At 49.8% G+C, this 18,715-nt stretch carries 20 protein-coding genes; 8 read left to right on the top strand and 12 right to left on the bottom strand.

Translation table 11 applies throughout. The features are described 5' to 3' along the window. Positions 1-858: an EamA/RhaT family transporter gene (locus ACM5Q9_RS09095; protein ID WP_418144419.1), complete on the top strand. Its 858-nt coding sequence runs from the start codon at positions 1-3 to the stop codon at positions 856-858. A gap of 54 nt (positions 859-912) precedes the next feature. On the opposite strand, the gene ACM5Q9_RS09090 is transcribed toward ACM5Q9_RS09095, so the two are convergent. The 4 genes from ACM5Q9_RS09090 to ACM5Q9_RS09075 all read right to left on the bottom strand — a co-directional run bounded on the left by ACM5Q9_RS09090 (position 913) and on the right by ACM5Q9_RS09075 (position 3,957). After that, the gene (locus ACM5Q9_RS09090) at positions 913-2,391 is read right to left on the bottom strand and encodes an MFS transporter (RefSeq protein WP_418144418.1); all 1,479 of its coding nucleotides are present in this window, start codon (positions 2,389-2,391) and stop codon (positions 913-915) included. 78 nt (positions 2,392-2,469) lie between these two features. Continuing rightward, positions 2,470-2,976 (bottom strand): peroxiredoxin, encoded by a 507-nt coding sequence (locus ACM5Q9_RS09085; protein ID WP_418144417.1) that lies wholly within the window; start codon positions 2,974-2,976, stop codon positions 2,470-2,472. A 156-nt stretch (positions 2,977-3,132) separates the two neighbouring features. Next, positions 3,133-3,594 (bottom strand): universal stress protein, encoded by a 462-nt coding sequence (locus ACM5Q9_RS09080; RefSeq protein ID WP_418144416.1) that lies wholly within the window; start codon positions 3,592-3,594, stop codon positions 3,133-3,135. Between the two features lie 18 nt (positions 3,595-3,612). Then, complete coding sequence (locus ACM5Q9_RS09075; RefSeq protein WP_418144415.1) at positions 3,613-3,957, bottom strand: TIGR01244 family sulfur transferase; 345 nt, start codon at positions 3,955-3,957, stop codon at positions 3,613-3,615. A 129-nt stretch (positions 3,958-4,086) separates the two neighbouring features. Here ACM5Q9_RS09075 and ACM5Q9_RS09070 point away from each other — a divergent pair, with 129 nt between their 5' ends. After that, positions 4,087-4,629: an N-acetyltransferase family protein gene (locus ACM5Q9_RS09070; protein WP_418144414.1), complete on the top strand. Its 543-nt coding sequence runs from the start codon at positions 4,087-4,089 to the stop codon at positions 4,627-4,629. Here the strand turns inward: ACM5Q9_RS09070 and dnaQ are convergent. The 4 genes from dnaQ to gloB all read right to left on the bottom strand — a co-directional run bounded on the left by dnaQ (position 4,626) and on the right by gloB (position 8,706). Next, positions 4,626-5,330 carry a DNA polymerase III subunit epsilon gene (gene dnaQ / locus ACM5Q9_RS09065; protein WP_418144413.1) on the bottom strand — a complete coding sequence of 235 codons (705 nt, stop codon included), beginning with the start codon at positions 5,328-5,330 and terminating at the stop codon, positions 4,626-4,628. The two genes, ACM5Q9_RS09070 and dnaQ, sit on opposite strands and share 4 nt — an antisense overlap. 25 nt (positions 5,331-5,355) lie before the next feature. Further along, complete coding sequence (gene fabI / locus ACM5Q9_RS09060) at positions 5,356-6,138, bottom strand: enoyl-ACP reductase FabI (RefSeq protein ID WP_418144412.1); 783 nt, start codon at positions 6,136-6,138, stop codon at positions 5,356-5,358. Between the two features lie 103 nt (positions 6,139-6,241). Then, positions 6,242-7,915: a transglycosylase SLT domain-containing protein gene (locus tag ACM5Q9_RS09055; RefSeq protein ID WP_418144411.1), complete on the bottom strand. Its 1,674-nt coding sequence runs from the start codon at positions 7,913-7,915 to the stop codon at positions 6,242-6,244. An 8-nt stretch (positions 7,916-7,923) separates the two neighbouring features. Further along, entirely contained in the window at positions 7,924-8,706 is a 783-nt protein-coding gene (gloB, locus tag ACM5Q9_RS09050) for a hydroxyacylglutathione hydrolase (RefSeq protein WP_418144410.1), read from the bottom strand. 132 nt (positions 8,707-8,838) lie between these two features. Here gloB and ACM5Q9_RS09045 point away from each other — a divergent pair, with 132 nt between their 5' ends. Together ACM5Q9_RS09045 and rnhA are read left to right on the top strand one after the other, a co-directional pair. After that, positions 8,839-9,549: a class I SAM-dependent methyltransferase gene (locus tag ACM5Q9_RS09045; RefSeq protein ID WP_418144409.1), complete on the top strand. Its 711-nt coding sequence runs from the start codon at positions 8,839-8,841 to the stop codon at positions 9,547-9,549. After that, complete coding sequence (rnhA, locus tag ACM5Q9_RS09040; RefSeq protein ID WP_418144408.1) at positions 9,542-9,994, top strand: ribonuclease HI; 453 nt, start codon at positions 9,542-9,544, stop codon at positions 9,992-9,994. The genes ACM5Q9_RS09045 and rnhA overlap by 8 nt, the downstream gene beginning before the upstream one ends. Before the next feature lie 23 nt (positions 9,995-10,017). Here rnhA and ACM5Q9_RS09035 read toward each other — a convergent pair whose 3' ends face one another. After that, positions 10,018-10,233 (bottom strand): hypothetical protein, encoded by a 216-nt coding sequence (locus ACM5Q9_RS09035; protein WP_418144407.1) that lies wholly within the window; start codon positions 10,231-10,233, stop codon positions 10,018-10,020. Positions 10,234-10,284: 51 nt separating this feature from the next. Further along, entirely contained in the window at positions 10,285-10,575 is a 291-nt protein-coding gene (locus ACM5Q9_RS09030) for a hypothetical protein (protein ID WP_418144406.1), read from the bottom strand. A 427-nt stretch (positions 10,576-11,002) separates the two neighbouring features. On the opposite strand from ACM5Q9_RS09030, the gene ACM5Q9_RS09025 reads away from it, so the two are divergent. The 4 genes from ACM5Q9_RS09025 (at position 11,003) to ACM5Q9_RS09010 (ending at position 16,227) form a co-directional block, all read left to right on the top strand. Further along, positions 11,003-13,072, top strand: a complete 2,070-nt coding sequence (locus ACM5Q9_RS09025; protein ID WP_418144405.1) for a TonB-dependent receptor domain-containing protein — start codon at positions 11,003-11,005, stop codon at positions 13,070-13,072. 104 nt (positions 13,073-13,176) lie between these two features. After that, entirely contained in the window at positions 13,177-14,475 is a 1,299-nt protein-coding gene (locus ACM5Q9_RS09020; RefSeq protein ID WP_418144404.1) for a class I SAM-dependent methyltransferase, read from the top strand. 124 nt (positions 14,476-14,599) lie between these two features. After that, the gene (locus ACM5Q9_RS09015) at positions 14,600-15,199 is read left to right on the top strand and encodes an AAA family ATPase (RefSeq protein WP_418144403.1); all 600 of its coding nucleotides are present in this window, start codon (positions 14,600-14,602) and stop codon (positions 15,197-15,199) included. 122 nt (positions 15,200-15,321) lie between these two features. Next, positions 15,322-16,227 carry a LysR substrate-binding domain-containing protein gene (locus tag ACM5Q9_RS09010; protein ID WP_418144402.1) on the top strand — a complete coding sequence of 302 codons (906 nt, stop codon included), beginning with the start codon at positions 15,322-15,324 and terminating at the stop codon, positions 16,225-16,227. A gap of 5 nt (positions 16,228-16,232) precedes the next feature. Here ACM5Q9_RS09010 and ACM5Q9_RS09005 read toward each other — a convergent pair whose 3' ends face one another. Both ACM5Q9_RS09005 and thiM read right to left on the bottom strand, forming a co-directional pair. Next, positions 16,233-17,624, bottom strand: a complete 1,392-nt coding sequence (locus tag ACM5Q9_RS09005; RefSeq protein ID WP_418144401.1) for a VOC family protein — start codon at positions 17,622-17,624, stop codon at positions 16,233-16,235. 148 nt (positions 17,625-17,772) lie between these two features. Beyond that, positions 17,773-18,603 (bottom strand): hydroxyethylthiazole kinase, encoded by an 831-nt coding sequence (gene thiM / locus ACM5Q9_RS09000; RefSeq protein ID WP_418144400.1) that lies wholly within the window; start codon positions 18,601-18,603, stop codon positions 17,773-17,775. Between the last annotated feature and the right edge of the window lie 112 nt (positions 18,604-18,715).

Here is an 18,715-nt window from a genome sequence, read left to right as displayed (position 1 = left end):
ATGATTTATCTCATCTTAAGCATTTTATGCAGCGTGACGGTGTCCGTCCTGCTGAAAATAGCCCGGCAACATGCGATTGACATTAAGCAGGCGATTGCCTTCAATTATGTCACGGCCATTGCTTTATGCTGGCTGCTGCTGCAGCCCAAGCTCTCGGGTGCCAGCATCCAAGCCTTGCCCTGGGAACTGTTTGCCATCTTGGGAATATTATTACCGCTCATTTTCCTGGCCATGTTCAAGGCAGTTGAATTTGCCGGCATTGTTCGTGCTGATGCCGCACAAAGACTGTCATTGTTCCTGCCGATAATCGCTTCATTCACGATTTTTGGAGAAACCCTGTCGTTGCCACGGGGCATTAGCCTTCTAATCGCCTTCATTGCGCTGTTTTGCCTGCTCTGGCGCCCTGCCAGCAGCACTACCGCCCTGCAAACCCGCAGCAGTGCGCTATACCTGCTAATGGTTTGGCTTGGTTATGGCGTCATAGACATCCTGTTCAAACAAATGGCCAAAACCGGTACCGCTTTCCCAACCGGGCTGTTTATTGCCTTTGCCTTGGCCGGCCTGCTGATGTTTTTTTATTTATTTGCCAGCAAGGCATCATGGCGCCTGCGTAATGCTGCGGGCGGCCTGCTCCTGGGTTGCCTGAATTTTGGCAATATCCTTTTCTACATCAAGGCACACCAGCACTTCAGCGAAAACCCGACCCTGGTCTTTACCAGCATGAATATTGGCGTCATCAGCCTTGGCACCCTAACGGGCGCATTGGTTTTCAGGGAAAAAATCAGCCTGATCAATGCAATAGGGATTGTCCTTGCCATGCTGGCCGTATTCTGCCTTTATTATTGGGTTATTAATTAATGACGCCTGCTGCCCCCTAGAAAAACAGGGGGCATTTTGCCAGGGTTCGGCCGATCACCGCTTTCCGTCAGCCATTAGATCTGCATCAGCAACGGCCGAATCCGTCTCAAACCCGGCATCCCGTTTATTGGCTTGCCGTCCTTCATCTGCCTCTGCTCTTGCTTCTATCTCATTTGATTCCTGTCGTTCCTGCTCTAACTGTTCCCGCGCTAACTGTTCCCGCTCCAAGCGCTCCTGCTCTTCATCCGCTTTAAGCTGCTCGATCACTTTCTCCATTTTCGCTTCATCTGCAGAGATATCGATACTGCGATCAACACGCGGGTCAAGTTCCAGAACTGCAGGTGAAGGCTGGATATCAACCGGCATGGGCACAAAAGGCGCTTGCTGGACACGGTATTTACCAGACACTTTTTGGCGGCTAATGAACAAGGTCAATACCAATGCACAGGCTGATGTAAAGATATAGAACATCCCTGCACCCCCTACGTCCATCAATTTTCCTGCCACGACAGGCCCCAGCCCTGCACCCACTCCGTAAATCATGAGCAAGACGCCACTTAAGCCAACACGCAAAGAAGGTTCCACATGGTCGTTGGCAAACGCAGTCGCCAATGGATAGATGGTAAATTGCAAAACCCCCACAATCGCCACCAATACCATCAACAGTGAAAATGGAATCTCCCAATATCCATACATGGGAATCGTTACCAGGGTTAGCAGAAAAACATTAATGCCAATCAGCTTGACCCGATCAACACGATCGGACAGCCAACCCATTGGCCACTGGAACAACACGCCGGCGATCACGCAAACAGACAGGTAGATGGCAATCTGGTTGGTATCCAAACCCAACTTAATGCCATATACCGGCGCCAGACTATAAAATGTGCCGGTAATACAGCCTGCCATGAAAAGAATAAACAAAGACATGGGAACCAGTCTGAAAAATACCTGCAGCTTGATGGGGGCCTGCGAATGGATCACCGGGTGAACCCGTCGGGTCATGGCGACCGGTATCAGGCAAAGGGCCGTTGCAATAGCCACGACAATAAGAGGCGTATGGTCCAATGACGGAAAAATGGAAATTGATGCCTGGCCAAACACCAGACCCAGGCTGGACATAATCATGTAAAAGGAAAAGATACTGCCACGAGTCGTCGAATCAGACTGATCGTTCAGCCAGCTTTCAAGAATCATGTACTGCGTTACCATGGCCATGCCCACAATAACCCGGAAAACCAGCCATAAGGTAATATCGGACACGATGGTTTGCATTAAAACCATGATCGTCACGATGGCCGCCGCAATCGCATAAGCCCGGATATGCCCTACATAGACAATCAGCTTGTGCCCGGTACGCGCCCCCAGAACAAGCCCTGCATAATAGGCTGCCATCAGAAGGCCCACCCAGACTTCGCTGACATTATTTTTTGTAAGGGACAGCGCTATATAAGTATTGAATAAACCTGTTCCCAGCGACAGGAAAAGAATTGCGGTATAAAGCGACAAAAAGGACAAAAACAATGCAATCATACCCGGACACCTGCAACCCACAATTCATAACAGGAAATGGCCCCTGCCATTGCGGGGGCCTTGCAAACAACAAAAAAATCAGCCTAACTGTGCCAGTAGTGTCTTTGCATCACTCACTTCATAGGCACCACCCTCTTCAAGATTCAGCAGGGTAACGACACCATCATCCAAAACAGCAGAGTAACGGCGTGAACGCACACCCAAACCCCTGGCAGCCAGATCAAGATCAAGGCCCATGGCTTTAGTCCAGGTTGCCGAACCATCGGCAAGCATGCGCACTTTACCTTGTACATTCTGTTCGCGGCCCCAGGCCCCCATTACAAATGCGTCATTAACCGCCACACACCAGATTTCATCAATCCCCTTGGCTTTAAGCTGGCTTTCCAGTTCTATATAACCGGGCAGATGTTGGGCAGAACATGTAGGCGTAAAGGCACCAGGTACCGCAAACAGGGCAATTTTCTTGCCCTTGACCAGCTCAGATACCTTGAATGCATTTGGCCCCAGGGAACATCCCTCGGAAGCGGTTTCAATAAACTCTGTCAATGTACCGTCTGGAACTTTATCGCCAATTTTAATTGTCATGATTTCTCCTTGAAATAAGCCTGTATAAAAGGAAAGTGTATCATTACACGCCCTTAAAAAAAATAAATGTTCTGGATAACAAAAACCGCCTTGTTCCTTTGGCGGAAAAAGGCGGCTGATTGAACCGTTAATGCTTATCTAAAAACGGACTGAAGATCAGGTGCTTTCCTTGACACGATATACCAGCACCGAGGTGTGGGCCAAAGACAAGACCTTGACAGTGACGCTACCCAACAACAGACGTGACAGGCCACTGCGGCCATGGCTGGCAATATAAATCAGGTCACATTGATGCTCTTTGGCAGCTTCCACGATACCGTCGGCCACGCTGTAATTGGAGGTAACGATGGAAGTAGCCTTGACACCTGCCGTTTCGGCCCGCTCAAGAACAGGCTTCAGGTATTGCTCGGCCTCTTTTTTAGCCGCCTCTTCGTAATCACCGTCAGAAATGGCATATGAAGCAGCCATGCCATCAAAACCGATAAGTGTTGAAAACGGTTGGGTTACATTGATTGTGACGATCTCGGCGCCAATTTGCCGGGCAAAAGAAATACCGGAATTTGCAGCTTGTGCAGAAATTTCTGAACCATCGATAGGCAGCAATATTTTTTTATACATAGAGTGAGCTCCTTTGGACTAGGATATTTGTTTGGCAGCATTGTACAAATGTGTACAACGGGTTCCTGTACGGCAAAAAGCAAGAATGGGGGTTGGCAAGGATTCCAGGTATTCATGAAACTGGTTTACATTTTCCTGGGTCATGGCACCACTGACTACTGGCTGGTACACCACTGTGAGGCCAGCCTCTTGCCCAGCCTTGATGATTTCGGCTGAAAGAGGCTGTGAATCACCACCTTCCAAATCTGGACGATTGATAATGACACTGTTGAAACCGGCAGCCTTGACAGCCTGCATGTCTCCGGGGCTTAACTGAGGTGCAACTGCGACGGTATCACTTAAGGGTGTAATCGGTGTAGACATGGATTCCTCTAGAATGAACTGTTTAAAGGACACAAAGACATCGTACTCTTTATCCTTTTCGGTTATGTGATTTTATGCTAGTTTATTTGATTGTAAACAATTATTTTTCAATTTACACCCAGATCAATCATGCAAGCCAATACCTGCCACATCCGCCCCGCACAGGCTGGTGATATAACCGCTATTCAGTCCATCTATGCACACCACGTGCTTTATGGCATGGCCACCTTTGAAGAAAAGGTCCCTGACATGGCAGAAATGCACCAACGTTATGAAAAAATCACCGCTGCCGGCTTCCCTTATCTGGTTGCCGTCTACAACAATGAGGTGGTTGGCTATTGTTATGTTTCAGCCTACCGTCCACGCATTGCCTATCGGTTCACGGTGGAAAACAGCATTTACCTGCGCCATGACATGGCACAAAAAGGAATTGGCAGCCAGTTGCTGAAAGCCTTGATCAAAGCGTGTGAACGGGGACCATGGCGCCAGATGATTGCCGTCATTGGCGGAACCGAAAACCTGGCTTCCATCAATCTGCACAAGCGTCACGGCTTTACCCTGACAGGCATTCAGCCCAATACGGGCTTCAAACATAATAGATGGATTGATACGGTCCTGATGCAACGGGAAATAGGCGAAGGCAGCCGTACGGTTCCCAAAGAACAGGATTAGGCCAACTCACGCCATAAACAGGTTTTTCCGGATGCTTTGTCCAGCGCATCGAGATATTCCTGATGCGCCTGCAACTCCGGACCAGAGGGCCTGATAACCGGCAGCACCAGATGATCCAGTACCTGTGTACCTAAGGATTTTTTTTGGGTACCCTGTTCGCCTGCCTCTTCAATAAGCAAGCCAAACTGGCCTCGTGTCATGGCCAGCCAGACTTCAGCCAACAACTCTGCGTCCAGCAAGGCGCCGTGCAGGATACGGTGCTTGTTGGAAATATCAAATCGCTCGCACAGGACATCAAGGTTATTGCGCTTGCCAGGAAATCGTTCCCGTGCCATGGCAAGGGTATCGGTAATCTGGCCCGCGATGCTATTGACGCTGGGCATGCCTACCCTGGCAAACTCGGCATTCAGGAATTTGGTATCAAAAGCGGCATTGTGAATGATGATTTCCGCGCCTTCCAGATAAGCGGCAATTCGCTGTGCTTCATCTTTGAAACGGCTGTGCTGTGACAGGAATTCGGTTGTCAAGCCATGAACCGCCAATGCCTCGGGCGAACTGTCACGGTCGGGGTTGAAATAAAGGTGCAGATTATTCCCGGTTAATTCCCGGTTGATGACTTCTACGCAACCAAGTTCAACAACGCGATCCCCCTGGTCAGGATCCAGACCAGTGGTTTCGGTATCAAGAATAATCTGACGCATTTTATTGACAACCCCAGAAAAACATTTAGGCCATGCCTGGAACAACGGCCGAGAAACCGGCATCAACATGAACTACCTGGCCAGTTATGCCTGCTGCCAATTCAGACAACAGGAAGGCTGCCGTGTTGCCGACATCTTCAATGGTAACGTTGCGACGCAACGGTGCATGTTTTTCAACGAAATTCAGGATAACCGAAAAGTCTTTAATGCCACTGGCAGCCAAAGTCTTGATGGGACCGGCAGAAATCGCATTGGAACGGATACCCTGTTCGCCCAGCGCGCTGGCCAGATAACGGACACTGGCTTCCAGAGAGGCTTTGGCCAATCCCATGGTATTGTAATTCGGGATGGATTTCTCTGCGCCAAGGTAGGTCATGGTAAGCACTGAACCCTGCCGTGCCTGCAGCAATGGCAACGCAGCCTTTGCCATGGCCGGAAAACTGTAGGCTGAAATATCATGGGCAATACGGAAGTTTTCACGGGTCATGCCTTCCAGAAAATTGCCGGCAATCGCTTCCCTGGGTGCAAATCCGATTGAGTGCACAAGCCCGTCCAGGCCATCCCAATGCGTTGCCAGTTCGGCAAACGCGCTATCAATGCTTTCATCTGAAGCAACATCGCAAGGAATTACGATATTGCTGCCAAAATCGGCGGCAAACTCTGTGACACGGTCTTTGAAACGGTCTCCGACATAAGTGAATGCCAATTCGGCACCTTGCTGATGACAGGCACGCGCAATGCCATAAGCAATGGAACGATTGGAAATGACGCCTGTGACCAGGACCCTTTTATTTGCAAGAAAACCCATTGTTTCTTATCCTATTTTGCAAAACGGAATTATTATAAAAAAATTGCGTAACCCAAAAGTTTTACGCAATTTTCATCTTGAAAATTTACCGGTTCAGCTCGGCCTAGCCACGGCTTCCTGCACCGGGAATACGTAGCGACGCCCCTGGCTTCAGTGCTGTGCCACTCATATTATTCAACGCTTTCAAATCTTGAACGGACGTATTATAACGTTTTGCCAAAGAGTAAAGTGTATCTCCCTTGGCCACTTTGTGAACAGATACCTTTTTCTTTGCAACGGCCTTAGGGGCTGGCTTGGTTAAAGAGGCCGTGCGCACGGCCGGCTTGCCAGTGGTCTTGGCTGCGGCGACAACCGCTGGACGCTTATATACCGCAGGACGTGCAATTGCCGCAGGAACCGCTGATTTTGAAGCAGCCACCGGCACCGCACGCACCCCGGCAGCCAATACAGGACGGTCACTTCTTGAATAAATAATATCAGCCAGAGGATCAGTGCTGACGGCTGATGCAGCTGCCAGCGCAGGCCTGTTATTACGCACAAGCGAAGGAGCCGGTGCAGTAACTTGGGCTGGCACGGTTGGAGACATGCCAGAAGCGCTTGCTACATTATCGTTGCTGGCCAGCATAGCGGGCGCAGCCGTGTTAATGGCAGGTGCCATGATATCGTTTGGCGTAATCACAGATGGCGCAGCCGGTGAGTTACCCGAGTTGCGTGGCACGATCATGGTTCTGGATGACAGCGCAACCGACTGTTTTGCACCATAACCATTTAGCGACTTCAGCTTGTCCAGAGAAATACCATGTTTGTCTGCGATACTGGCCAGAGACTCGCCTGGAGCCGGCGTATAACCATCCCATGCAGAAAGTGCTCCTTTGTAATTGTCAAGATTCCGCTTGAAAACAGCCACTTTATTTTTAGGCAACAGAATTTGCGGGTTGTGTTCCCCGAGTAATACATTGCGTTGGAACGATGGGTTCAGCGCACGAAACTCCTCAAGGGAAATTTCAGCCAGCCGTGCGGCAACATCTATATCAATATCCCGGTTAGGACGGATTTTTTCAAAATAAGGCTGGTCTGGCACATCAGGCAACTTGATACCGTAGCGAGCCGGATTCCTTATGATATTTTCAATGGCTTGTAACTTTGGTACATAATCGCGGGTTTCCTTGGGCATTCTTAATGACAGGTAGTCGGTGCCCAAGCCTGAACCGGCATTACGTTCACGCGCCCGTTTAACCGCACCCTCTCCCCAATTGTAAGAGGCCAATGCCAAATGCCAGTCGTTGTCCTGAAAACCGTGCAAGTAAGACAGGTAGTTCAGGGCGGCATGCGTGGACTCAACGGGATCCCGTCTTTCGTCTTTCCACCAGTCTTGTGTCAGGTCGTAATGCGTACCGGTGCTTGGGATGAATTGCCACAACCCCGCCGCTTTTGCGCTGGACACCGCTTTTGCATTATAGGCACTCTCAACAAACGGCAACAAAGCCAACTCGGATGGCATGTTGCGCCGTTCCAGTTCCTGGGTAATGTAATGAATATACTTGCTTGAACGCTGCGCCATTATTTGCACGGAAGCAGGACGGGCAGCATAGTAATTGGTCCAGTAATCAACCCTCTCATCTTGCAGGTCTGGCATCTTGAATCCTTTACGGATTCGCTCCCAGACATCTTTTTGTTGTCCGTATGATGATGAATAATTTTTGGAAGAATTGCCGGAGGACGCACACCCGGTCAAAACCACAACTGAAGCTAAAACGGCAAGCTTAACTAATTTCATGAATTTCCTTAGAATGAATTCTTCCAATCACGCAACACGGCAAACACCTCATCAGGGGCGCTCAAACTGCGCCCGGCTTTTGCCTGTGCTGCATTAATAACTGATGCTTGATCAACCCGCATGAACGGATTGGTCTTGAGTTCATGCCCCACCGTGGTGGGAACGGTAGGCTTTTGCTGACCCCTGATTAAGCGCGCTTCTTGTGACCATTGCTGCAAATCAGGATTATCCCCTTCTACTGCCAAGGCCCATTCAATATTACCCAAGGTATACTCATGAGCACAAAATATCAGCGTATTTTGAGGCAACTTTCTAAATTTATCAATGCTTTGGTTCATTTGCGTAGAAGTGCCTTCAAATATTCTGCCGCAACCGGTCGCAAACAGGGTATCTCCACAGAACAGCACGGGCTCATCCGGGTTAAGGTAACCGAAATAGGCAATATGTCCCAAAGTATGACCGGGAACCTCAAGTACGGAAAGGAACCAGGAAAAACCGTCTATGGCGACGGTATCACCTTCTTGTAGCGGTATATCGCAGAAAGGAATGATTTCGGTGGCCGGCCCATAGACTTTTGCATGGGTATGCTCACGCAAACCTGCAATCCCCCCTACATGATCAGCATGATGATGGGTGACCAAAATGGCTTGCAAATTCAGGTTTTTCGCCTGAAGCACCTTAAGCACCGGTTCGCTCTGGCCGGGATCAATAACCACGGCATTGTTACCCTGTACAATTATCCAGATATAATTATCGTTAAAGGCACTGATGGGCAGAATTTTACTGGTCATATCCAATACTTAAATGTTTCAAGAAATATTTACACTTACCCCGAGGCAGGCGTGGCACAAACCAATTCGCAGATTTTAAACCTTACGCAATGGCTGAACTCTGATCCCGGTCAAACTGTCATTAGATGGGAAATGGAAAAGTTTGACCAAATCGTTGCCAACGCGTTTGGTTTCAATGCCTTGCAAATAGGCTTGCCTGCATGGGATTTTCTGCGCAATAACCGGATCAGGTCGAAATTGATTTTAACGGATGAATCAGAAAAAAATGTAACATTGGCCAATCAGCCCAAAATCATTCATGGCCGCCTTGATCAACTCCCCTTCCCCAATTGCAGCCTGGACCTGGTTATCCTGCCCCATATTCTGGAATGTTCACAGGATCCCCACCAAATTTTACGGGAAGTAGAACGGGTGCTGGTTTACGAAGGCCGGGTCGTCATTACCGGTTTTAATCCCAACAGCTTGTGGGGCCTTCGCAATCGCATGCCGTTCCTTAATCCCTGGATGCCGATTCATCACCGCAACATGGTGTCGGTACGTCGCCTGAAAGACTGGTTCAAATTATTATCCCTCGACATCGACCGGGGTCATTTCGGCTGTTATACTCCTGCCTGCCAATCAGAAAAGTGGCTTAAACGCTGGGATTTCATGAATAAGGCAGGAGATCGCTGGTGGCCCGTCGCCGGTGGCGTCTATTTGCTTTCAGCTGAAAAACGGGCACGCGGCATGCACCTTGTAGGGCCGTTATTAAAGAAAAAACGCAAAAAACCTTTGGCAAACAGAAGGCCTGCCATTATTAGCCAAAGAGATATCACGCAATTGTTCAATATTGAAAATGGATAAAAAAACAGTAGAAATATGGACTGACGGAGCCTGCAAGGGCAATCCCGGCGTGGGTGGGTGGGGCGTTCTGCTAAGGCAAGGCCCCCATGAAAAAACGCTTTGCGGTGGAGAAACCGAAACCACCAATAACCGGATGGAAATGACCGCCGTCATCCAGGCCCTTAAAGCCCTGAAACGCCCCTGTAAAGTGCTGCTGCACATTGATTCGCAATATGTCCAAAAAGGCATTACCGAATGGATGGACGGCTGGATCAGGCGCAACTGGAAAACCGCCGACAAGAAACCGGTCAAGAATGTGGATTTATGGCTGGAACTGAATGAACAGGTGGCGAAACATGACATTACATGGAAATGGGTCAAGGGACACGCCGGTGATCCCGGGAATGAACGCGCCGACCAATTAGCCAATGAAGGGGTTCTGATGGCAAAAAAAATCACTCCGTAGAGTGATTGGTTTTTAAAGCCGTTTTACTTAAGACAACCCATACGACGGGCCCGCTCACGCTCGGAATCCGCACGAACTTCAGCATTGGCACGCGACAGAAAGTTAGTGGTACCAGGAATGCCAGGCTGCTGGATAATCCGGGACTGCACCTGGGCGCATTCGGCGGCCTTACTATCATCAACCGGACCATTGGCACAAGCGGCCAACAGCAAACATGGAAGAATCATTAATTTTTTCATTCACTTACTCTTAAAAGGCATATGGATTTCTCAATCCGGACTTAATTATATTTAACCAAAAACACACAATTTTTGGACACTTAACTCACGAATCTGGTTCAACCGCAATTGCGCAGCCTGCTCTCCCTCTTGCACACGGGCGGGATCATTGCCAAACAGTGGCTCATTGCCATGACGCAACTGACTCAACAAAATATTCAATCGGTCGGACTCCCTGCCAATTTCCTTGCACGTCAAGGTTTGTTTTTCGGCCTCGGTAAGCGGGGTCACGATTTTAACCGGATTGGCACAGCCGGCCACAATAAAAAAAACGGGAACCGTTAGCAACAACGCTAGTTTCATGAAATGCCTTTCTACTGGTTAGACTGCCGTTTAGTGTAGCAAAACTGATTAAATAATACGATCTTTCTATTCAGGACAGACAAAATTCACCCGCACGACTTGGCCAGCCCATCTTGATGAAAAACAACAAAACAAGGTCCTGTTGCCACATAACTCTTTACAGGATTTTGATTCTCATGTTATATATTTAATGATAATCATTATCAATATCAGTATTAATAAAATTAGCTTTGTACCTATTATTCATGACATGAGCAGGACAATAACCCAATCCGGCATCTATCAGGCAAAAGCTTCAGCTTCGTCACAGACCGCCTCATCAACAAAATTGAAAATAATCAGCCCGCTTGGATTGCCTCTCTGCCAGCCGTCACGATCCGTGATTAACCTTATTTAATATTTCTTGTATATTTTGGAGCCCCCCAGGATGTCCCCTTCTTTCAAACTGAACCGTTTGGCCAGTGCAATTTTGTTGGCAATGGCTGCCACTTCCGCTTACGCACAGGACAATACCATTGCAGATGATGATGCTGCGGTTGAACTCGAAACCATCTTCGCCTCAGCCAGCAGTGTTGAAAGTGAAATCCGTGATGCACCTGCCAGCGTCAGTGTCATTACACGTAAAGAACTGGATCGCAAACCCAACGCCAGCATTGCAGAAGTGCTAGGCACCATTCCAGGTGTTACCGGTGGCTTTGCACCTGCCGGAGCCGGATCAAAAATCGCCTTCCGTGGCATGCCCGACAAATACACCCTGATTCTGGTTGATGGCAAGCGCATTGGCGGCTCCAACCTGCTTGGACACCGCCCTGACACCATTCCCCAGGACCTTGACTGGCTGTCGCCCGATGCCATTGACAGAATCGAAGTCGTGCGCGGCGCCATGTCCACCCTGTACGGCTCTGAAGCCATGGGCGGCGTCATTAACATTATTACCCGCAAAATCGACAACGTCTGGAGCGGTTCGCTAACCAATAACCTGAGCATCCCCGACTCCGGCACTTCCGGCGATACTCACTCACACAGCTTCAATATAAGCGGCCCCCTTACGGAAAGCCTGGGCATCCGGCTGGGTGGTAGTTATACCAATCGCGAGCCCGATACAGGCTCGCGCGGTTCCAGTGGCTCTGCCAACCAGAATATGAATGCCAAACTCAACTGGCAACTGAACGAAAACCACAGCTTCTATCTGGACGGCTCATTTGGACGCAACAGGGCGGAAGAGTTACCCAACCTGGCCCTGCGCGAAGCCCAGCGCGAAGCCGGTAATGACGTGACCGATGAAATCTTTGGCTCTGACATGCGTCACACTTATTTTGGTATCGGACATGAAGGCCGTTTCGGTGAAGTCCGCACCAAACTGGATCTGTACTCCAACAGCTATAAAAACAAAGGTGACGGAGACCAATTGGGTGCGAAGTCCAAAGAACACGTTGTGGACTTCAAGGTTGACATGCCCTTTAGTACTGCTGGCGTAGAACACTGGCTGACGGTGGGGGCCCAATACAAACGGGAGCAAGTTGAAAACCCCAGCAACATCGGCAATATCCTAAGCGTACTGCTGCCGGATGGAGACACCGTCACTGCCGAGAAAAACCCCAAGGGCTGGGCATGGTCGCTTTTTGTTGAAGACCAGATTTTCCTGCGGGACGACCTGATCCTGACCCTGGGCGTCCGTGGCGACAAATCAGACGAATTTGACCTGCATGTCAGCCCACGTGGATATCTGGTTTATCATCCTACCGAAGCCTGGACCATCAAGGGCGGTGTCTCAAAAGGCTTTCGCGCCCCCAACCTGAAAGAGCGTTCACTGACCTCGGGCACCTCTTCCATGGGAATGGGTTGTTCTTCACTGCGTCCCTTGGGCTATACCGGTGGTCAATGCTACATGATTGGTAATCCCAACCTGAAGCCCGAAGTCAGTACAAACTATGAGCTGGGCGTGGCTTTTGACCAGGCCGGTTACTCGTTTGACCTGACCTACTTCCACAGCAAAATCAAGGATATGATCCAAAATGGCGTTCTGGGCGAAATCAACGGCACATGGTACACCCAGCAATTCAATATTGAAGAAGGTGAAACCGCGGGCCTGGAAGCTTCATTTGGCCTGCCCATTATGGATGACTTAAGATTTAGCGGCAATGCCACCTACATGATCAAGTCAAAAAACAAAACCACCGGCAGCTGGCTGAACATGACCCCGAAATGGACAGCAAACGCCTTGCTTGACTGGCAGGCTACAGAAAAACTGTCCACCTATGCCTCTGTCCAGTATATTGGCAAGCAGCTCTATACACCGCCAGCAGACTCGACCGCTGCCAATCATTTTGCCTATGCCAACACCACGCTTGATATCGGCGCTACCTATGCCGTTAACAAAAACCTGTCTTTGCGTGCCGGCATCCAGAACCTGACCAATAATATCGCCAGAACCGATGATGATTATGGTGACGGCAATGGCCGGACCTACTATATGGGATTGACAGCCCGCTTCTAAGGCTAAAGTCACCTTTGCGAAAGGGAATTTCGGGCATGATACCGAAATTCCCTATTGTTTTTAGAGATATAATTTCGAACTCCCCCGGACCCAGCAAGATGCCAATGACGCAACATCGTGACGGTTATATAATTGACGTTTCCTACCCACTTCATTTTCACAAGGAAATGCAGCCGGTGTGGCTATGCCAAACCATCAAAACACTAGGCTGCTCCGTGCCGGATATTGACAAAGCTTACCGCTATTGCGAATTAGGCTGCGGCCCTGGCATCAACCTGCTGGTTGCCGCTGCCAGCAACCCGGTCGGACAATTTGTGGGGGTTGATTTCAATAAAACGCATATTGCTGGCGCACAGGCAGTGGCAAAAGCCCTGAAGATTGAAAACATCCGTTTTATTGAAGCCGGGTTCGATGAATTTGCTGAAAAAAACACCGAAAAATTTGACTTTATCGTCAGCCACGGTACCTGGTCATGGTTGCCGCCCAAGGCTCAGGCCGGCATTCTGCAACTGATTCACCAATCGCTTATACCACAAGGCCTGGTGTATTTGCACTATATGTGTTACCCCGGTGCCGCACGCCTGACGGCCATGCAAAAAGTACTTTATGAGGCCGCAAAAATCACGAAAGGCGGTTCCATACAAGGCATCAATAACGGCATGACGCTACTGCGCACATTGGCCAACAAGGGGGCAGGCCTGTTCGTGGACAACCCGGAAATTCAAAAAGAGCTGCTTGAACTTGAAAAAGAATTACCCGCCTATCTGGCACATGAATTCCTGACCGAGCACTGGAATCCCCAGCATTCGGCCGACGTACATCGTATTGTCAGCCAAACCGGCGTCAGCTTCATTGGCAGTGCCAATGGCTTTGAAAATCTGGATACCCTGTCCATTCCGGGCAATTTACAGCCGATCCTGAAAAACCTGCCTGGCCATGCCCTGCGGGAAACTGTCAAGGACATGGCACGCAACCAGCACCAGCGACTGGATGTTTTTCAATCAAGCCCGCAAACACTGGATGCCGCCAATCATCTCGGTCTGATGGACAAAACCGTTTTCAAGGCGCTTCCCAAAATGCCCGCGCCGGGCCCCCTTGAATTCAAAACATCGATTGGCAGCATTCCCGGTCCTGCTGAAATATTCTCACCCTTACTGGCCACCCTGAAAAAAGGGCCGCAATCTTTTCATGACCTGCGCCAGATTTTGCCTTTCAAAAAAGAGCCTGGCCTGCTGCTACAGGCACTTACCATGTTGATGTGGGCAGATTATGCTCACCCCGTTCGACCTGAACAGCAAGCAACGCCTGCTGCTGCAAGCCTGCAAGCCTGGCTGGACAAGCAGCAACTACCCTTGCGAATTTTACCCGAATGCGGTTCCGCCATCATGACACAGGCCGGCTAAGCTTACCCGCATCGGTAAATTCATCGGCAAACAAAGCCGCAAGACTTATAATGGTCATTTCACGTTATCCGGCGCAATTCACCGGATTTTTTAACCTGCAAACCGTCTTGCTTTAAGGACACTCATGCCTGCCCCTTGCGCACTTTTCATTCTGGGTCATGCCGGCACCGGCAAATCTGCCCTGACCACACTGTTTATTCAACAACAACTGGAACAGCAACACACCTGGTGTGTACTGGACAAAGATACCGTTGGTGAATACTGGACCGGCCCTTTTCTAGAGGCTTGTGGCCAAGACCCGAATGACCGGGACAGTCCTTTTTTCAAGGAAACAATACGTGACTTACAATACAAAAGCACCCTGCTGATTGGCAAAGAGCAATTGGCACTGGGCCTGAATGTGGTATTCCCGGGCCCCTGGAGCCGTGAACTGGCAACCGGGGCGCTATTTTCAGCACAAGCCCTGGGTCTGCCGGAAAACACGCGCTTATACCATGTCTGGCTAGACTTGCCCCATCCGGTTCGCAAAGCGCGTATTATCCACCGTGGAGACCCCCGGGACCAATGGAAGCTTGCCAACTGGGATGACTATATTAATAGCCTGAAAAAGCCGGCAGCCGTTGAACAGGGAAAAATTCCCGTACTGGATGCCAGTACTTCAAGAGAAGCCTTGCTAGAGGCTTTGCAGGACTTGTTGGCAATTACAACCCCCAACCACGCTTGATTTTCATTACTCCTGATTCTGTCGGGTAACACGCGTTCAAGGACATGAAACTTGAACAAGCGTTACTTATCACTTCAGGAGTGAGATTGGACGCTATTGCCCTAGCTACATCGCACACGCTCATGAGAAAATTCAAAATACCCAGTATGTCCGCCCTTTCCGCCTTTGAGGCGGCGGCCCGGCATGAAAATTTTTCATTGGCAGCCAAAGAACTGTCTTTGACAGAAAGCGCCATCTCGCGGCAAATTGCAACGCTAGAATCCACATTGGGCGTACGGCTGTTTGTACGCATGAAACAAAGAGTTCTGCTTACCCGCGCAGGCTCACTGTATGCCAGCCAGATCCGCCAACCCATGGAAGACCTGGATCGTAACACGCTTAACCTAATTGCCTTTGGCTCCCGGGGCGGCCATCTTGAACTGGCGGTTCTGCCCACCTTTGCCTCACACTGGCTGATTCCCCGCCTGCCCGAATTCCATCAACGCCATCCCGACATTTTTATCAATATGGGTGTTCGCACCGAAGCCTTCAATTTCAGCCAAACCCACTTTGAAGCTGCCATCCACTATGGCACACCTACTTGGCCGGGCACCTCGGCAGACTATCTGTTTGGAGAGGAAGTCATTCCCGTGTGCTCACCCAAACTGCTGAAAGAACCCGTCAAGCACGCAAAAGACCTGTTGCAATATCCGCTTCTGCACTCCACTACCCGCCCGAATGGCTGGCACCACTGGTTCAACTCACATGGCATTGATACTCCGAAATCCAGGGAAGGCGTTCGCTATGAACTGCATACCATGCTCATCAGCGGTGCCGCGGCAGGAATGGGCATTGCCCTTATTCCCCGTTTTTTTATCGAAGACAGGCTCGAACAATCGGGCCTGATTGCCCCCTTCGCCTCGACCAGCCAGGAAGCGGGCGCCTATTACCTGGTTTATCCCACCGAATTCAGTCACGGCAAACCGCTAGAACTGTTCAGGACATGGTTGCAGGAACAGGCTGCCAGCTACACCGCCCTCCAGGATTGATCCGCCTACGGGTTGGCTGTTGCCGCTTCCAGCATCTGGAACAGCCGTGTGACAGACTGCTGGCTGACCTGTTCATACAGCTTCATTTCATCTTGCACCGGAACCCCAAGATCTTCCTCAAACCGGGCCCTGGATGAATGCGCTGCATAATGCTTCTGCTCGGTACCGCCAAGATTTGACTGGAAAATACCGGCCGCACTCACAGGCAGAAAATCTTCATACACGATTGGCTCGGCCACAATCGCACCCGCTGCCAGCAATGCATCCAGTGACCTTGTCTCGCCATTCTCTGCCAATTGCCTGAACAGGTCCTCATCCTTCATTTCATAGCGGAAAAAAGCCAACTGTTCTTTACGCAACTGCTCAAGGTCATCAGGGAATGACTGAAAAACGGCCGCCAGGCGATCACCATAGGCTGAGCCTGCACTGCCTTCATTATTATGGCTACGTGCCTGTTCCAGCAAACTATCGTACAAAGCACGACCTTTAGGCGTCAGGGCAACACCACGCTGCTCGATCTCGCCAAAGCGGGCCGTATGCGTGCCGCCTTGCTGATCTCCTGCAAACATGATCTTTTCCTCAAGTGCCTTGAAACTGGTTTGACGCAGCAAAATAGGATGCTGCCGTTTGGGTGGCCCCTCAATCACGGCTTTCGGATCCATTCCCTGCAAACGCATCTGCGCCTGGACCGCATCAATATCCAATGTTCTTGGCGTCAAATGATTGATATGTGGACCTTTGAAACACACGACGTCTGCAATCAGGCGATGTGCATCATGCAATTGCCGATACATTTCTTTTGAAACGGTCGCTTCCTGGTGCCAGCGGAAAATTTCCTTGACCTCTGATACAAACCGCTCTGCCTCTTCATCCGAGAACCCCTTGCCAGCTTCATGTTGCGCTAGCAGGTGGATTAATTCACCTGAAAAAATCTGTCTTTTTGCAAGAATCTCAGTTGCCGTCAATCGCAACGAGGCGTCTTCGATCAACTCCAGACGCAGCAAAGAAGTAAACACGCGAAAAGGATTGATTTTAAGAGATGCCTCGTCGATAGGCCGGAAAGCCGTTGCATGTACAGGCACACCGGCCACCGATAGGTCATAATAACCCACCGGATACATGCCCATGACACGAAACACACGGCGCATGGTATGCAATTCCTCGGGCTTTCCTAAACGAATTGCCCCATGACGCTCAACATCCAGTCGGGCCAGTTCATTGGTATCGGCAAGACTTTCCCGCAATTGAGGATTATTTTTCAAAACCTGCGCATTAACCTCGCTCACAATGTCCAGCAGTGTTCCATACAGAGGCACTTCTTCACGATACATGTCGGACATGGCCCTGGAAAAACGGGAGCGGATTTCATCTGCAGAGATAAATTGAGTAATAGTCATTAATAGCTGCCAAACAAGTTAAAAATCAAATTGCCCCGCTCATACAGCAAAGACAAAAAAGGAAGAATTCAGGCAATTCTATGTTCCTGTCCTGCTTACGGTCAAACGATCTTATCTCACCAGTTAATGCATAAAACTCATTAATTATCTAAATAAATGCCATTATCCTTGCACGCTTCCCAAACTGATCAAGCGTCAAATTAAAAACTGCATCAATGATCCGGTTGCGATAGCTGGCATTGCCTTCCTGCTTTTGCAGGTTTTCATGGGCAATTTCTCCGGCAATCCCCATGCACGACACCGCGGCAACCGCTGCCAAAAACGGAGAATCTGTCACCGATAAAAATGCCCCCACCAGGGAACTGCACATACAGCCCGTTCCCGTGACACGGGACATCTCAGGGCGACCGTTTTCAATAAAACACACCTGCGTTCCATCTGAAACAACATCAATAGCACCGGTAATCGCAATGGTCGCATTCAATTTTTGGGCCACCTTCTTTGCAAACACCTGCATTGCCTCCCTGTCCCCATCAAAAAACGTGGCAGCGTCAACCCCCCGGGTCTGCTCATCCAGTCCGGCCAACACTTTCATTTCTGACAAATTTCCCCGGATGACCGAGCATCTTAACTGCGCCAGCAACAAACGGACCGCTTCAGTTCGATAAGGCGTGGCACCCGCCCCGACAGGGTCCAATACCACCGGAATGCCCTGCTCATTGGCCTGTTTGCCAGCTGCCAACATTGAAGTGACGGTTGTTTCATTCAGGGTTCCGATATTAATAACCAGTGCTGAAGCAATAGAAACCATGTCCTTTACTTCACGGATGCTGTCCGCCATGACGGGCGAAGCGCCGATCGCAAGGGTCATATTGGCGCAGTCATTGACCGTGACATAATTAGTTATATGATGAACCAATGGCGTGCTGGCACGAATCTTGTCCAGTAAGGTTGCTATATCGATTTTCAGCTGACTCATCATTTTCTCCGGATACTCACCAGGCCACGCCCGTATTAAACACGGTCTTATTTTACTCTTCAAGAAGCAGGCGCCTGTCAATATACATATGACCGGTTAACTAGATGATCAG

The organism is Advenella sp. RU8 (assembly GCF_048381675.1).
Taxonomy (GTDB): domain Bacteria; phylum Pseudomonadota; class Gammaproteobacteria; order Burkholderiales; family Burkholderiaceae_B; genus Advenella.
Note: the sequence above shows the minus strand (reverse complement) of the source record. Positions and strands in the feature narration are given on the sequence as shown.

What these genes read in the sequence shown, in the direction of transcription:
- ACM5Q9_RS09095 (WP_418144419.1), top strand. Translation starts at nt 1, where the DNA reads ATGATTTATCTCATCTTAAGCATTTTATGCAGCGTGACGGTGTCCGTC.
- ACM5Q9_RS09090 (WP_418144418.1), bottom strand. Translation starts at nt 2,391, where the DNA reads ATGATTGCATTGTTTTTGTCCTTTTTGTCGCTTTATACCGCAATTCTT.
- ACM5Q9_RS09085 (WP_418144417.1), bottom strand. Translation starts at nt 2,976, where the DNA reads ATGACAATTAAAATTGGCGATAAAGTTCCAGACGGTACATTGACAGAG.
- ACM5Q9_RS09080 (WP_418144416.1), bottom strand. Translation starts at nt 3,594, where the DNA reads ATGTATAAAAAAATATTGCTGCCTATCGATGGTTCAGAAATTTCTGCA.
- ACM5Q9_RS09075 (WP_418144415.1), bottom strand. Translation starts at nt 3,957, where the DNA reads ATGTCTACACCGATTACACCCTTAAGTGATACCGTCGCAGTTGCACCT.
- ACM5Q9_RS09070 (WP_418144414.1), top strand. Translation starts at nt 4,087, where the DNA reads ATGCAAGCCAATACCTGCCACATCCGCCCCGCACAGGCTGGTGATATA.
- dnaQ (WP_418144413.1), bottom strand. Translation starts at nt 5,330, where the DNA reads ATGCGTCAGATTATTCTTGATACCGAAACCACTGGTCTGGATCCTGAC.
- fabI (WP_418144412.1), bottom strand. Translation starts at nt 6,138, where the DNA reads ATGGGTTTTCTTGCAAATAAAAGGGTCCTGGTCACAGGCGTCATTTCC.
- ACM5Q9_RS09055 (WP_418144411.1), bottom strand. Translation starts at nt 7,915, where the DNA reads ATGAAATTAGTTAAGCTTGCCGTTTTAGCTTCAGTTGTGGTTTTGACC.
- gloB (WP_418144410.1), bottom strand. Translation starts at nt 8,706, where the DNA reads ATGACCAGTAAAATTCTGCCCATCAGTGCCTTTAACGATAATTATATC.
- ACM5Q9_RS09045 (WP_418144409.1), top strand. Translation starts at nt 8,839, where the DNA reads ATGGAAAAGTTTGACCAAATCGTTGCCAACGCGTTTGGTTTCAATGCC.
- rnhA (WP_418144408.1), top strand. Translation starts at nt 9,542, where the DNA reads ATGGATAAAAAAACAGTAGAAATATGGACTGACGGAGCCTGCAAGGGC.
- ACM5Q9_RS09035 (WP_418144407.1), bottom strand. Translation starts at nt 10,233, where the DNA reads ATGAAAAAATTAATGATTCTTCCATGTTTGCTGTTGGCCGCTTGTGCC.
- ACM5Q9_RS09030 (WP_418144406.1), bottom strand. Translation starts at nt 10,575, where the DNA reads ATGAAACTAGCGTTGTTGCTAACGGTTCCCGTTTTTTTTATTGTGGCC.
- ACM5Q9_RS09025 (WP_418144405.1), top strand. Translation starts at nt 11,003, where the DNA reads ATGTCCCCTTCTTTCAAACTGAACCGTTTGGCCAGTGCAATTTTGTTG.
- ACM5Q9_RS09020 (WP_418144404.1), top strand. Translation starts at nt 13,177, where the DNA reads ATGACGCAACATCGTGACGGTTATATAATTGACGTTTCCTACCCACTT.
- ACM5Q9_RS09015 (WP_418144403.1), top strand. Translation starts at nt 14,600, where the DNA reads ATGCCTGCCCCTTGCGCACTTTTCATTCTGGGTCATGCCGGCACCGGC.
- ACM5Q9_RS09010 (WP_418144402.1), top strand. Translation starts at nt 15,322, where the DNA reads ATGAGAAAATTCAAAATACCCAGTATGTCCGCCCTTTCCGCCTTTGAG.
- ACM5Q9_RS09005 (WP_418144401.1), bottom strand. Translation starts at nt 17,624, where the DNA reads ATGACTATTACTCAATTTATCTCTGCAGATGAAATCCGCTCCCGTTTT.
- thiM (WP_418144400.1), bottom strand. Translation starts at nt 18,603, where the DNA reads ATGAGTCAGCTGAAAATCGATATAGCAACCTTACTGGACAAGATTCGT.